The 13,982-nt window shown below is 72.2% G+C and carries 10 protein-coding genes; 5 read left to right on the plus strand and 5 right to left on the minus strand.

From position 1 onward, the window contains the following. Nucleotides 1-32 precede the first annotated feature (32 nt). The gene (gene manB, locus ACZ6DL_RS31185) at nucleotides 33-1,112 is read left to right on the plus strand and encodes a mannose-1-phosphate guanylyltransferase (RefSeq protein WP_040869274.1); all 1,080 of its coding nucleotides are present in this window, start codon (nucleotides 33-35) and stop codon (nucleotides 1,110-1,112) included. Nucleotides 1,113-1,240: 128 nt separating this feature from the next. On the opposite strand, the gene ACZ6DL_RS31190 is transcribed toward manB, so the two are convergent. Beyond that, nucleotides 1,241-2,836, minus strand: a complete 1,596-nt coding sequence (locus tag ACZ6DL_RS31190; protein WP_466056451.1) for a carboxylesterase/lipase family protein — start codon at nucleotides 2,834-2,836, stop codon at nucleotides 1,241-1,243. Nucleotides 2,837-3,141: 305 nt separating this feature from the next. On the opposite strand from ACZ6DL_RS31190, the gene ACZ6DL_RS31195 reads away from it, so the two are divergent. Further along, nucleotides 3,142-3,366: an FmdB family zinc ribbon protein gene (locus ACZ6DL_RS31195; protein ID WP_466056453.1), complete on the plus strand. Its 225-nt coding sequence runs from the start codon at nucleotides 3,142-3,144 to the stop codon at nucleotides 3,364-3,366. 15 nt (nucleotides 3,367-3,381) lie between these two features. Here ACZ6DL_RS31195 and ACZ6DL_RS31200 read toward each other — a convergent pair whose 3' ends face one another. The 4 genes from ACZ6DL_RS31200 to ACZ6DL_RS31215 form a co-directional block, all read right to left on the minus strand. Next, nucleotides 3,382-3,657, minus strand: coding sequence for an Rdx family protein (locus ACZ6DL_RS31200; protein ID WP_040869283.1), 276 nt, complete (start codon nucleotides 3,655-3,657; stop codon nucleotides 3,382-3,384). An 18-nt stretch (nucleotides 3,658-3,675) separates the two neighbouring features. Beyond that, nucleotides 3,676-4,065: a YchJ family protein gene (locus ACZ6DL_RS31205; protein ID WP_466056455.1), complete on the minus strand. Its 390-nt coding sequence runs from the start codon at nucleotides 4,063-4,065 to the stop codon at nucleotides 3,676-3,678. Nucleotides 4,066-4,181: 116 nt separating this feature from the next. Further along, complete coding sequence (locus tag ACZ6DL_RS31210; protein WP_466056457.1) at nucleotides 4,182-4,670, minus strand: hypothetical protein; 489 nt, start codon at nucleotides 4,668-4,670, stop codon at nucleotides 4,182-4,184. A gap of 7 nt (nucleotides 4,671-4,677) precedes the next feature. Beyond that, on the minus strand, nucleotides 4,678-7,122 hold the full coding sequence (locus tag ACZ6DL_RS31215) for an AAA family ATPase (protein ID WP_466056459.1): 2,445 nt from the start codon (nucleotides 7,120-7,122) through the stop codon (nucleotides 4,678-4,680). Nucleotides 7,123-7,555: 433 nt separating this feature from the next. Here ACZ6DL_RS31215 and ACZ6DL_RS31220 point away from each other — a divergent pair, with 433 nt between their 5' ends. The 3 genes from ACZ6DL_RS31220 to ACZ6DL_RS31230 are packed head-to-tail and all read left to right on the plus strand — an operon-like array spanning nucleotide 7,556 to nucleotide 13,925. Next, on the plus strand, nucleotides 7,556-10,423 hold the full coding sequence (locus tag ACZ6DL_RS31220; RefSeq protein ID WP_466056461.1) for an SWIM zinc finger family protein: 2,868 nt from the start codon (nucleotides 7,556-7,558) through the stop codon (nucleotides 10,421-10,423). Further along, the gene (locus tag ACZ6DL_RS31225; protein ID WP_466056463.1) at nucleotides 10,420-11,520 is read left to right on the plus strand and encodes an ATP-binding protein; all 1,101 of its coding nucleotides are present in this window, start codon (nucleotides 10,420-10,422) and stop codon (nucleotides 11,518-11,520) included. Before ACZ6DL_RS31220 ends, ACZ6DL_RS31225 begins: the two co-directional genes overlap by 4 nt. Next, the gene (locus ACZ6DL_RS31230; RefSeq protein ID WP_466056465.1) at nucleotides 11,517-13,925 is read left to right on the plus strand and encodes a DUF5682 family protein; all 2,409 of its coding nucleotides are present in this window, start codon (nucleotides 11,517-11,519) and stop codon (nucleotides 13,923-13,925) included. Before ACZ6DL_RS31225 ends, ACZ6DL_RS31230 begins: the two co-directional genes overlap by 4 nt. Nucleotides 13,926-13,982 lie beyond the last annotated feature (57 nt).

Genomic DNA, 13,982 nt, shown 5'->3' on the forward strand with positions numbered 1-13,982 from the left:
GCGAGAAACGACCTTGTGAACAGGGGAGCTTGATGGCAGGAAATACAGGCACCGACGCGGTGATCCTGGTCGGCGGGCAGGGAACGCGGCTGCGCCCGCTGACCCTTTCGGCGCCCAAGCCGATGCTGCCGACGGCCGGGCTGCCGTTCCTGACCCATCTACTCGCCCGCATCGCGGAGGCCGGGATCACCCATGTGGTGCTCGGCACGTCGTTCAAGGCCGAGGTGTTCGAGGAGCACTTCGGCGATGGCTCCGAGCTCGGCTTGGAGATCGAGTACGTCACCGAGACCGAGCCGCTCGGCACCGGCGGCGCCATCCGCAACGTGCTGCCCAAGCTGCGCGCGGACAACGTGATGGTGTTCAACGGCGACGTGCTTGGCGGCACCGATCTCGGCGCGGTGCTCGACACCCACGAGTCGACCCGCGCCGACGTGACGCTGCACCTGGTCCGGGTCAGCGACCCGCGCGCGTTCGGCTGCGTGCCCACCGACGAGGACGGCCGGGTCACCGCGTTCCTGGAGAAGACCCAGGATCCGCCGACCGATCAGATCAACGCCGGATGCTACGTCTTCCGCCGCGAGTACATCGAGAAGATCCCGGCCGGGCGCCCGGTGTCGGTGGAGCGCGAGGTGTTCCCCGCGCTACTGACCGAGGGCGCCCGCCTCCAGGGGTACGTCGACGCTTCCTACTGGCGCGACATGGGTACTCCCGAGGACTTCGTGCGCGGCTCCGCCGACCTGGTCCGCGGCATCGCGCCCTCCCCCGCCCTGCCCGGTCAGCGCGGTGAATCGCTGGTCCATCCCGGCGCGGGCGTCGCGCCGGGTGCGGTGCTCATCGGCGGGACGGTCGTCGGCCGCGGCGCCGAGATCGGCGCGGGCGCGCGCCTGGACGGCGCGGTGGTCTTCGACGGCGCGGTGATCGAGGCGGGTGCCACGGTCGAGCGCACCATCATCGGGTTCGGGGCGCGCATCGGCCCGCGGGCGCTCGTCCGCGACGGCGTCATCGGGGACGGTGCGCACATCGGAGCCCGCTGCGAACTGCTGCGCGGAGCCCGCGTCTGGCCCGGTGTGGTGATTCCCGACGGCGGCATCCGCTTCTCCACCGACGTCTGAGGCGCGTTCCGCTCGCCGCGCCCACGGCGATCATCCGGCTGATGCGGGCCCCAGGCGTGCGGCTTCGCTTGCCCTGGGCCGCACACGCCGTCTGACATCAGGCACGCGACGGTGCAAGAAGTCGCCGGTCAGGAGAAGCCGACGGCCTGTTGCCCCCAGGCGGTGTGCAGGTCGCGGTCGGGATTCTCGACCACACGATCGACGCTGTCGATGAGCAGGGTGGCGCGGTCCGCGAGGCGGTAGGGCGGCCAGTGTTTGGAGCCGTCCAGCGCTGCGGGGACGCCGTGGGTGGCGAAGGCCAGCCAGCGGCGCATCATGCGCCCGGAGACCTCCGTGGCCGCTTTGCGGCCGCCCAGCCAGAAGGTGGGGTCGCGGTTGATCGTGCCGAAATTGCCGAAGACATACGGCAATTCGGTGGCGTGACCCGCGCCGACCCGGGCCGCCCGCAGCATCGGGGTGGCGTAGTCGAAGCGGTACATCCAGGTGGGCGAGTGCTCGGCGTGACCGTCGGCCACCCAGTGCGCGGGCATCCGGAACGCCGCGTCGGTGGACATCGCCAGCGCGCCGCGTGCCTTGTTCAGGTCCGGGTAGGCCGAGGTGATCTCGGCGATCCGCTCCGCGGACATCTCCGGGTGGCCCGCGGCGACATCACGCAGCATCGCGTTCACCGCGTCCGGCGTCACCGGCATGATCGGCGAGCGCAGCAGCCGGAACAGCGACGCCTCGTCCTTGTTGGTGCCGATGATCAACGGCACCCTGTGCGATCCTCCGCGCTGGAACCGGTCGATCGGGTAGGTCGGCAGCAGATCGCCGTCGACCACGGGGGCCGCCGCCAGCCTGCCCGGCTCCTTCAGCGGTATCTCGTCGAGCAGGACGCCCGCCGCCGCCACGATCCGGTCGATCGGGCATTCCAGCAGTTCCTCGGCCCTGCTCGCGGGCAGTTCGATCAGCGCCAGGAAGCGCTGCGCCACCGTCGCGGCGCGCTCGGGCCCGAACACCGTGGTCGCGGGCGGGCTCTGCGCGATCGCCCGGTGGAACAGGCCGGCCGCGCGCGGTGCGGTGAGCAGCGCGGTGACGCAACCCGCGCCGGAGGACTCGCCGAAGAGCGTGACGTTGCCGGGATCGCCGCCGAACGCGGCGATGTTCTCGCGCACCCACTCCAGTGCGGCGATCTGGTCGTGCAAGCCGAGGTTCGGCGCGAAGTCGTCACCGAGCGAGGACAGGTCGAGGAAGCCGAGCGCGCCGAGCCGGTAGTTGACGCTCACGACCACGACCTCACCGGTCGCGGCCAGCTTGCGCCCGTCGTAGATCTGCTGCGCCGCGGTGCCGAGGCAGTATGCTCCGCCGTGCAGCCAGACCATGACCGGGCGCGGTTCGGTTTCCGCGATCCGGGCGGGATCGCCGGTCTCGGGCCGCGGTGACCAGACATTGAGCCACAGGCAGTCCTCGCCCATGGTCAGGCCCGAATCGATGGGGACCATGGTGCCCATCGTCTGGGGCGCGATCTGCCCGAACGCGGTGCAGTCGCGCACTCCGTCCCACGGCTGCGGGGGCTGGGGGCGCGCGAACCGGGCCGGGCCGGCAGGGGGCGCGGCATACGGGATGCTGCGCCAGACGGACACCGCACCCTCGCGCACGCCGCGTACGTCGCCGTGAACCGTTCGCGCGATGGGCTCGGCGGAACCGTCGGGACCGGGCACCGCCTCGGAGAATTGAGCACGCATCGCCGACCTCCTCATACTTCTTTTTCGAGAGTACGTCGAAGATCAGGTAGTCCACGTTGTGTTGCCGAGACATGGCCGCGTCGCCTGCGATTCATCCGCTGTTCAGGCACCTGTCCGGAGCCGCGATGTCGAATCGGTCACTGCGGCGGCCATCACTCGCCGCCGCCCTCGGTAGCCGCAACGGTGCTCCGCTCGCTCCTTGCCATGATCGCGACGTCGTTCGAACGACGTTCGGATGTGCCGCGCCGCCGCGAACGTTTCGGCGCGGTCCGAGCCGAACGCAGCGCGGCGCTTAAACTGAGCGGATGCCGAGTTACAGCTACCGGTGCCGCAGCTGCGGCGACACGTTCGAGGTTTCCCGCCCGATGGCCGAGGCGTCGGCGCCTGCGACCTGCCCGATCGGCCACGACGACACGGTCAAACTGCTGACCACCTTCGCCACCGTCTCCCGGGGCGGCGGGAGCGCGCCCGCGCCGAGTCCGGCGCCGCCTGCGGGTGGCGGCTGCTGCGGTGGCGGCTGCTGCGGCTGACTTCCCGGCGCGGTTTCAGTCGCGCCGGTCGGCGTGACCGAGGTCGCGCTCGGGTGCCACCCGATCGCGCACCCGCTGCTTCAGCACCGCGATGTCGGGAAAGCCGCCGTCGGTCTTGCGCTCCCAGATCTGCTCGCCGTCGACGGTGATCCGGAAGATCCCGCCCGAGCCCGGCCGGAGCGCGACTTCGTCCAGGTCGGTGGCGAACGTGCTGAGCAATTCCTGCGCCATCCAGCTCGCCCGCAGCAGCCAGCGGCATTGGGTGCAGTACTCGATCGCGACGCGTGCCATGCCCGCCGACGCTACCGGTCAGTCGGCGTGCGTGCCGTCCAGGTACACCCAGGCGCCATCGGATCGGGCGAATCGGCTGGCCTCGCGCAGCGCGCCGCGACCACCCGCGTCCCGGTAGTGCGCGACGAACTCCACCGTTCCGGTGTCGTCGAACAGGCCACCGCGGTCGGTCCGAGTGACTTCGAGGAACAGCCAGCGCTGGGCGGGGTCGAGGGTCAGCTCGGCCGGTCGCGTCCGCGGATGCCAGGAACGCAGCAGGTAGGCCACATCTCCCACCGCGAACGCGGTGTAGCGCGAGCGCATCAACGCTTCGGCGGTGGCAGCGGGACGCTCGCCGCGAAGCACCGGACCACAACAGTCGTCGAAGGCCTCGCCACGCCCACAGGGGCAGCGCCGTGCTCCGCTCACGCCACGTCCTTTCCGGTCCGAGCAGCGCCGTCCATGGTCACGTTCGACACCGCTTGTCCTGATCCGCTCCATCGTGCCGGTTCCGGCCGAGCTTGCCGCCAGACATGATCGCCGGGTCAATCCCGGCGCGCCTGCACCGCCGCCAGATCCGCCGCCAAGGCGACGGTCTGCTCCCGCCAGCGCCGCAGATCGGTGAGGCTGGGCGCGAGCTCGTAGTCGTGGTGGTGCGCGGCGCGCGACAACGCCGCCCAGAGCACGGCCACGCGCGCCGCCTCGTCCGGGCCCGCGAAGGCGCGCAGCGCGATCAGCTGCGCCCGCATCGGACAGCGGACCAGCGGTGGCGCCAGCCGCAGCCACAATTCGTCCACGGCTTGCTCCAAGGCGATCCGCAGAATCCAGGCCGTCGCCCGGGACCACAGCCCGCCCGCGTCGGTCACCGATCCGGCGAGCAGCAGATCGACCGTCTCCAGCCGCTCGGCGACCGACGGCCGATTCCCGCGCGGCCGGTGCGCTCCGTCGTTGCGCCCACGCTGCCCGGGCCGGGACGCGCTGCCGCCGCCCGCGGGGCCGCGACGTGCGCCGACCGGCCGGCGCCGCCCGCTCATCGGCGCCTCACCGGGCCAGCCACGCGACGAATTTCTCGGTCTCGCCGATCAACTCGCGCATGTCGCGCCCGATCGGCACGTGCGCGCCGGCCGTGGCGTCGCGCAGTGCGTCCACCACCCACCGTCCTTCCGCCGCGATGAGGTTCTTGTTCAGATCGTCGACCTTGCTGCCGACCCCGAAAACCGCCAGCGCCACCTTCGCCCTGGTGGACTGCGCGGCATCGATGTGGCGTTCCACCTCGCGGTGATTCATGCCCGCGGCGAGCAGCGTGCGCCGCGCCCTCGCCAGGCTGGCCGCCTCCACCGCGGAGCGGCAGCACGTGGCCACCAGTTCGTCGGCGATCGCCGCGGGCAGCTGCGGAGTGCGCACCAAGGCACGGGCGTCGTCCAGATAGCGGCGGATCGGATCGCTGGACACCCGAACCTCCACCACCGAGCGGTCGCGCCGCTGCACCTCGAGCACGGTCGCGTCCAGCTGCATCCGCCGCACCGCCTCGGCGAGGCGCTCGTCATGGGTGAAGACCACCACCTGACGGGTCCAGGCCACCGTGGCGAGCACCTGGGCCAGGCCGTCCACCTTGGCCGGGTCCATCGCCTGCACCGGGTCGTCGATCATGACGAAGCGGAACGGGCTCTGCTCCACCGTGGCTCGCGGCAGGAACAGCGAGAGACCGAGCGCGTGCAACTCGCCCTGGCTCATCACGCCGAGAGCTGCGCCGTCCACCTCGTCCACGGTGACGTCGAGCAGCACGCGGCGCGCGGTGCCCGCGTTGCCCTGCAATCGGATCGCGCCCAGTTCCACGTTGCTCTGCTGCCGCAGCGTGCGCCACACCCATCGGGCCGTCGTCTCCAGCGGCGTCATGCGCTCGCCGCGCAGGCCCGCGGTGGCCGACTTCAGCCAGTCCTCGGCCTTCTTCACCGTGCGCAGTTCCGCCGCGCGCGCGGCCACCTCGCGCGCGCCCTCCAGCCAGGCCACGATTCGCGGCACCAGCGGCGTCCACACCTCGTCCAGGCGGTCGAGTTCCTTGCGGGTGCCCTTCTGCAGCAGGTCGAGTTCGTCGACCAGCCGCGCGTGCGCGCTGCGCAGCCTGCCGGGCAGGTCCGGGGTGTATTCGGCGGCGGTCAGCGCGGCCCACTCCGCCCAGGCCTCGCGCACCGCCGTGGTGTCGACCGACGGAGGGTTGCGCGGGTCGAATTCCAATTCGGCGGGCACGAGGTCGGGAAGCGCCCGCGCGGCGCGCACGGCGTCGCCGAGTTCGATGCGGGCGGTGGTGAGCGCGTCGACCCGGGCGGCGAGTCGCTCGATGGCGGCATCGGTCTCGCGCACCCACGTCTCGTCCAATGCGCCGCGGCCGCATACCGGGCACGGACACGCTCCGCTCGCCGCCTGGTGCTCGCGGGCTTTGCGCAGCAGTTCGAGCAGGCGCAGATCGGATTCGGCGTCCGCGGTCGTGCCCTCGGCGAGGGCCGCGCCACACGCTTCCAGCCGGGCGGCCACCGCGTCGACTTCGGCGTCGCCGGGCAGCGCGAGCCGCACGATCGCGCGCAAGCCGTCCGGTCCGGCCGGATCGTCCACCACGCCCAGCACTTCGCGACCCACCGCGGCGAGATCGGGCTGGGCGGGCCGCAGCAATCCGGCCACCCGGATCGCGCGGTCGTCGGCCACCGGCGCGAGCAGTTCCAGCAGTTCCAGTCGTTCCTGACGCGAATCCCGCACGGCGCGTTCCAGTTCCAGGCGGCGCATCCGGATCCGTTCCTGCGCCAGGGTGAGTTCGTCCAGGCCCAGCAGCTGGTGCAGCGCGTCGAACAGATCACTCGGCTTCCCGTCCACCAGCGCGCCGAGTTCGCTGTAGGACAGGAAGGGGCGGTAGAGCTCTAGCTGGGCCGTCCACCGGTCCATGTCGAAATCCGTAGGCGCCGCGGGCGGATACCGCTGGGTCCAGTGCGCGTCCGGCAGGTCGGCGGCGGGCGCCCATTCCTTGGTGATGGTGAGCCGGGGCGCGTCACCGGCGGTGAGCATCTCCAGCTCGATTCGGGCGGCCGTGCCGTCGTGCAGGTTGCGCCAGCCTTCCCGCCAGGCCGCCGATCGTCCGTCCCACCGGCGGTTCCCGCCGGTCAGCGCCAATTCGGCGGCCTCGGCGAAACTGGATTTGCCGCTGCCGTTGCGGCCGACCACGAGGGTGAGACCCGGACCAGGAGGCAGCTGTAGCGTCGTCTCGGGGCCTATGCCGCGGAATCCGCGCACCCGGATGGCGCTGAGGAAGATCCCGGAGTGATCGAATGCCGTTGCCGCGTCGTCCGATTCGGCGGCGCCGAGGGCGCGCAGCACGGTCCGCGTGACCGAAGGCGTGACCGCCGGATCCTCGGCGAGGCGCCGGGTGACCACCTCCGAGAGCCGGGGCGGCGCGTCCGCGGAGCCGGCGGCCTGGACAGCGTCGGGATCCAGGCGCATGCGAAAAATCCCCTCCACCATCGAGCCGCCACACGTCCTCCGACCCCGTGCGCGGCGCCTGTCGAAGCTGTGCGAAACGCTACCCGATGGCATCGGGATCGCCCACCGCACCCAGGCGAATCTGCCCGCGGGGATGGATATGGTCATCGAAACGCCTGCGCCGCGTCTCGATGTCCACCCCTCGCCAACCCCGGCGGGCAGCTCGATGGTGTCAACACCCGTTCCGGGTGGCTCGGTCGAGCCGAACAGGACAGAATGCCAGAGCGCCACGATCGGCGCAAGATTCGTTCGGGTGGCGAATACGGCGCCGGGACAAGCCGTTCCGTGCGCGGCCGGGCACCGGTGGCGGCACTTGTCGGTGCGCTGCGGTAGAAATCCGGTCAACCGAGCAACGAAGGAAGGCGATGAGCCACCACCGAGCTGGAGCCTCCCGATGACGACGCCGTGGACCGAAGACCAGGTCACGGCGCTGGCGCCGGACGCGAATTCGCTGTCAGCGGCCCGCAAGCTGGTGAGCCGCTGGCGCGAGTGCGGGCAGCACGGCACGGCGCTGTGGGGGCAGTGCCGAGGCAGCGGCGCCACGCCGTATCAGACGATCGTCGACCTGTCCGGCCCGGCATATCGGTGCTCCTGCCCGAGCCGCAAGTTCCCCTGCAAACACGCGCTGTCGCTGTTGCTGCGCTGGGCCGCCGGCGAGGTCGCCGTCGTTCCCGAGACCGCCGACTACGCGGCGTCGTGGATCGGCGGCCGTGCGGCGCGGGCCACCGCGACCGCGGACCGGCCGCGCACCGCGAACCCGGCCACCGCCGAACAGCGGCGGGTGCGGGTGACCGCAGGCTTGGAGGAACTCGACGTCTGGCTCGGTGATCAGATACGCACCGGGCTCGCGCAGGCCGATCGCTCGTATCGCGCCTTCGAGGCCGTGGCCGCCAGAATGGTCGACGCGCAGGCCCCCGTCCTCGCCTCCGCCCTGCGCAGGCTCCCGGCAGTCATCGCCACCAGAACCGACTGGCCCGATGTGGTGCTGCGCGAGTACGCGCGGACGCACCTGCTGATCGCCGCGCACCGGCAGCTCGACTCGGTGGCTCCCGCGCTGCGCGCCACCATCCGAACCCACGTCGGCTATCCCAACCCGGCCGAGGCGGTGCGCGCCGAACCTCCGGCCCGCGACCGATGGATGGTCTTCGGATCGCGGATCACCGAGGACGAGCGCCTCTACACCCGGCGGACCTGGCTGTACGGGAGGGCAAGCAGGCGCTGGGCGCTGGTGGTCGACCATTCCTTCGGGTCCCCAGGCTTCCCCGCCGACGTTCCCGCGCTCGGGCAGATGGCCGACGCGCAGCTGCATTTCTATCCGGGCGCCGCGCCGCTGCGCGCACTGTGGGGGGAACGGCACAGCGCCGCCGAACCTTTCACCACGCTGCCCGCCGCCGACAGTCCCGCTACGATCGCCGCCGCGCTGGCCGCGCACGCGTCGGCGCTGGGCGCCGATCCGTGGTTGCGCTCCTGGCCGATGCTGCTGGCCGACGTGGTGCCCACCCGCACCGAACAAGGCTGGTACGTCACCGAATCCGACGGCACGGCGCTGCCGATCCGGCAGGGCGAGCAACCGTGGACACTGCTGGCCGTCTCCGGTGGTCATCCGGTGACCGTGGTCGGCGAGTGGAGCGCCGACGGGCTGGAGCCGATTTCGGTGTTCACCGCCGGTGCGGTCGTCGACCTGGTGCGCACCGAGATCTTCGGATCCGAAGCGTCCCACCCGCCCGCCGGGTCGACCGCCGGCGCGGACCTCACGTCCGTCGCCCTGCTGGGCACCGCACGCCGAGCGCCGGATCTCGCCGCGCTCGCGCCGTCGATCGCGCGGGCGGCGAATCGATTGCCGAGCGATCCCGCGGTGCGGCTCCTCGAAACAGCCGCGCTGCAAGACCTTTTCCTCCGTGGCGGCCTCGAACCCGCCACCGCGGCCCCAACCGAGCCCGCCGCGGACGATCCGCGCCCGTCGTTGCCACGCGCCGCGGCGGCACGCCTGTCCCGCATGCTGCGGGAGCGCTCGGCATTTCTGCCCGAATGGTTCGACGCGGCGCGGCCGCACGATTACCGGGCGCCGGACGCGCTCTGCGAGCAACTGCTCGAGCACGCGAAGATCAACGCCACCTTGCGCGAGCCGCTGCTCCGGCTCGCGGGCGCCCGCGGCAGCTGGCTGGCGGCCCGGCATCCGGACTGGCGCGACCTGGTCCGGCAGCCGTCCGCCGCGTCCGAGCGCTCCGGCGACACCTGGCTGTTCGGCCGACCGCCCGAACGCCGCGACTGGCTCGCCGAACTCCGGCGCGACGACGCGGCGGCGGCCAGGGCGGCGCTGACCGCGGCGTGGCCGAAGGAAACCGGGCCGCTGAAGGCCGAACTGCTGGCCGTGCTCGCCGACCGGCTCGGCCCGGACGACGAGCCCCTGCTGGAAGCGGCGCTGGACGACCGGCGCGCGGACGTGCGCCGCACCGCCGCCGGACTGCTCGCCCTGCTGCCGGAGTCGGCGTTCACCCAGCGGATGCGCGAGCGGGCGAACGCGTGGATCCGCGCCGAGCACCGTATGCTGCACACGAATGTGCTGCTCACACTGCCGGATACGCTCGACGCCGCCGCACACCGCGATGGGATCACCGACCGCACGACGGAATTCGCCTACCGCTGGAACGGCGCGCCCGACGTATCCGCGGCCCGGCTCCGGCAAGTGGTCGCCGCCACCCCGCTCGCGCACTGGGCCGGTGTGCTCGGCACGCCGCAGCAGGCGGTGCGCGCCACGATCGACGACCGGTTCCGGCAGCCGGTCTTCGACGGCTGGGTGGATGCCGCACTGGCGCAACGCGATTCGGCATGGGCGCGAGCGCTGTTCGACGCGGGTGTGCCAACGGACCTGGCGATGCTGCGCAGGCGAGAGCTGTTCGCGCTGCTGCCGCTGCCGGATCGGACCGCGCACCTGACGCGACTGGACGGCTCGTGGCTCTCCGAGATCGAGGCGCTGCTGCCCGCGATGGGCCATCCGTGGCCGGAAGCGCTGGCCCAGCACGTGGTCCTGCTGCTGTTCGAGCGGGCGCGGGCGGCGGCGCGGCGTCCCGAGACGCACGGCGCCGCACCGAACGCGCACAGGTCGCTGCTCGCCGCGGCCGCGGTGCACCTTCCCGTCGCCGCCGCGGGCACACTGACCGCGGTGGCCCGCCGATGCGACGATCCAGCCTGGGAGCGGGCCTTCGACCAGCTCGCCCATGACCTCAACCACCGCTCGATGATGCTCGAGGAGCTGCAGTGACCACCACCGACCCGGCGCCGGATCTGCTGCGCCCCCACGCCGAACAGGCATACGCCGACGAACTGCGCGCCCTCGCCGCCGCCGACGACCGGCTCCGCCCGCCGTCCTGGCGACTGTCGCCCTGGGCGGTGGTCACCTACCTGCTCGGCGGCTCCCTCCCCGACGGCACGGTGATCACCCCCAAGTACGTCGGCCCGCGCAGGCTCATGGAAGTGGCGGTCGCGACGCTGGCCACCGACCGGGCGCTGTTGCTGCTCGGTGTGCCGGGCACCGCCAAGACCTGGGTGTCGGAACATCTTTCCGCCGCCATCAGCGGTGCGTCGACGCTGCTGGTGCAGGGCACCTCGGGCACGGCCGAGGAGGCCATTCGCTACGGCTGGAACTACGCGCGGCTGCTCGCGGAGGGGCCGAGCGAGGCGGCGCTGGTGCCGTCGCCGGTGCTCACGGCCATGCGGGCGGGCTCCATCGCCCGGCTCGAGGAGCTCACCCGCATCCCGTCGGACGTGCAGGACGCGCTGATCACCATCCTGTCCGAGAAGACCCTGCCGGTGCCCGAACTCGGCATGGAGGTGCAGGCCGCCAAGGGTTTCAACGTCATCGCCACCGCCAACGACCGCGACCGCGGGGTGAACGAGTTGTCCTCCGCGCTGCGCCGCCGGTTCAACACGGTGGTGCTGCCGCTGCCCGCGAGTGAGGACGAGGAGGTCGCCATCGTCAGCAGGCGGGTCGAGCAGCTCGGCGCCGCACTGGAACTGCCCACCGTGCCCGCGGCGGCCGAAGAGGTGCGGCGGGTGGTGCGGGTCTTCCGCGAGTTGCGCTCCGGCAGCACCGCCGACGGCCGGACCAAGCTCAAGTCCCCGTCCGGAACACTGTCCACGGCCGAGGCGATCTCGGTGATCACCAACGGGATCGCGCTCTCGGCACACTTCGGCGACGGCGTGCTGCGCGCCTCCGACATCGCGGGCGCGGTGCTCGGTTCGGTGATCAAGGATCCGGTGGCCGATGCGGTGGTGTGGACCGAGTACCTGGAGGCCGTGGTCCGCGAGCGCCCCGACTGGGCGGATTTCTACCGCGCCTGCCGTGAGGTCAGCGGGTGACCTCCGGCACCGAAACCGCCGCGACGACCAGGGTTTTCGGCATCCGTCACCATGGTCCGGGGTCGGCGCGCTCGCTGCGGCTGGCCTTGGCGGCCTTCCGGCCCGACATGATTCTCATCGAGGGGCCCGCGGACGCCGATCCGCTGGTGGGCCTCGTCGCCGCCGAAGGGATGTCCCCGCCGGTCGCGCTGCTGGCCTACGTCCCCGACGCACCCGCCAAGGCCGCGTTCTGGCCCTACGCGGTGTTCTCCCCCGAATGGCAGGCGCTGCGCTACGCCGTGGACCACGACGTGCCCGTGCGGTTCTGCGATCTGCCCGCCACCGTCACGCTCGCGACGGAGGACGAGCCGGGCGACCGGTTCGATCCGCTGGCCGCGCTCGCCGAGGCGGGCGGCTACGACGACGCCGAACGCTGGTGGGACGCCGTCGTCGAGACCGTCCCGGACGCCGACGCGTTCGAGGCGATCACCGAGGCGATGGGCGCGCTGCGCGAATCCGTCGAGCACACGGTTGGCCAGGGCGACATGATGCCGGAAACCGGCCCACCGGACGCGAACGAGAACCCCTCCAACGGCGAGGACGTCGAGACCGTCCGCAACCCGCCGGCGGTCGGACTCACCGGGGAGCTTGCGGACGATTCGGTACCGGAGCCCGATTCGGTCGCGGAAGCGGTCGCCGAATCGCCGTCGCGCGAATCACCATCCGAGCCACTCGTGGTCGACGCCCACACACTGCGGCGCGAGGCCTACATGCGCCAGACGATGCGCAAAGCGCTCAAGGAGGGAGCTAGGCGGCTTGCGGTGGTGTGCGGTGCGTGGCACGCGCCCGCGCTCACCGGCGCGCTCGGTCCCGCCGCGCCGGACGCCCGGTTGCTCAAAGGTCTGCCGAAGACCAAAGCCCGGCTCACCTGGGTGCCGTGGACACATTCGCGGCTGTCCACGTCCTCCGGCTACGGCGCGGGAGTCACCTCCCCCGGCTGGTACCACCATCTGTTCACCGCGACCGAGCGGCCGATCGCCCGATGGCTGACCAAGGTGGCCGGCGTGCTGCGCGCCCACGATCTGCCCGTCTCCAGCGCGCACGTCATCGAAGCCGTCCGGCTCGCCGACGCCCTCGCCGCGTTGCGCGCCCGCCCGCTCGCCGGTTTGTCGGAGGTCACCGAGGCCACGCGGTCGGTGCTGTGCGGCGGAGACGAGACGATGCTGCGGTTGGTGATCGGTGAACTCGTCGTCGGCGAGGCGCTCGGCGCCGTTCCGGAGCAGACGCCGACCGTGCCGCTGGACGCCGACCTGCGCGCCACCATCCGGTCGCTGCGGATGAAGCAGGAGCCCTCGATCCGCACCGTCGACCTGGATCTGCGTAAGGAGCGCGAGGTCGAGCGGTCGCGTCTGTTGCACCGGCTGCGGGTCCTGGACATCGAGTGGGGCACGCTCACCACCAGCGAGGTCCGCAGCACCGGCACCTTCCGGGAGACCTGGACGCTGCAATGGCATCCCGAGTACGCGATCTCGATCATCGAGGCTTCGCGCTGGGGCACCACCATCCGCAGCGCGGCGGAGTCGAAGATCCTCGACACCGCGAGCCGCGCCGACCGCTCGGTCGGCGAACTGACCGCCGCGCTGGAAGTCGCGCTGCTGGCCGATCTGGGCGGCGCCACGGACGGATTGATCGCCCGGCTGGAATCCACCGCGGCGCTCGACCACGACGTCACCCACCTGCTGGCCGCGCTGCCCGGCCTGATCCGGACGCTGCGTTACGGCGACGTGCGCGGCACCGACACCAAGGCGCTGGCCCACGTCGCCGACGGGCTGCTGGTGCGCATCTGCGCGGGCCTGTCGGCGGCGGTGACCGGATTGGACACCGACGCCGCCACCGAGTTGCGCGCTCTCCTGGACGCGGCGCACACCGCCATCCACACCAGGGACGACGACTGGGCCACCGGCGAGTGGCTGGCCGCGCTGCGCCGCGTCGCCGACCGCGACGACGTGCACGGCGCGCTGGTGGGGCGTGCCGTCCGTTTGCTCGCCGACGCCGGCCGCATCGACGACGCCGAAGCCGCGCGCAGACTCTCCGCGGCGCTCTCGGTGGGCGCCACCGCCGCGGCCAAGGCGGCGTGGATCGACGGGTTTCTCGGCGGTCGCGGTCTGTTGCTGGTGCACGACCGGGAACTGTTGCGGCTCATCGACGACTGGCTGCGCGGCCTCGGCGACGACACCTTCGTCGAAACCCTGCCGCTGCTGCGCCGCACCTTCGGCGCGTTCGAATCGGGTGAGCGCCGCGCGATCGGGCAGGCGGTCCGCGACGGCGGATCCGTCGCCGCCGCGTCGGCCGTCGCGGGCGTCGACGTCGACCGCGCCACATCCGCGGTGCGCACCGCGGCGGAGATCTTGGGGGTGACGGTATGAGAGGTCAGGACCGGAGGCGACGGCGCAGCCCAACCACCGAGTACCCCTGGCCCTGCC

Source organism: Nocardia sp. NPDC041819, from assembly GCF_055590505.1.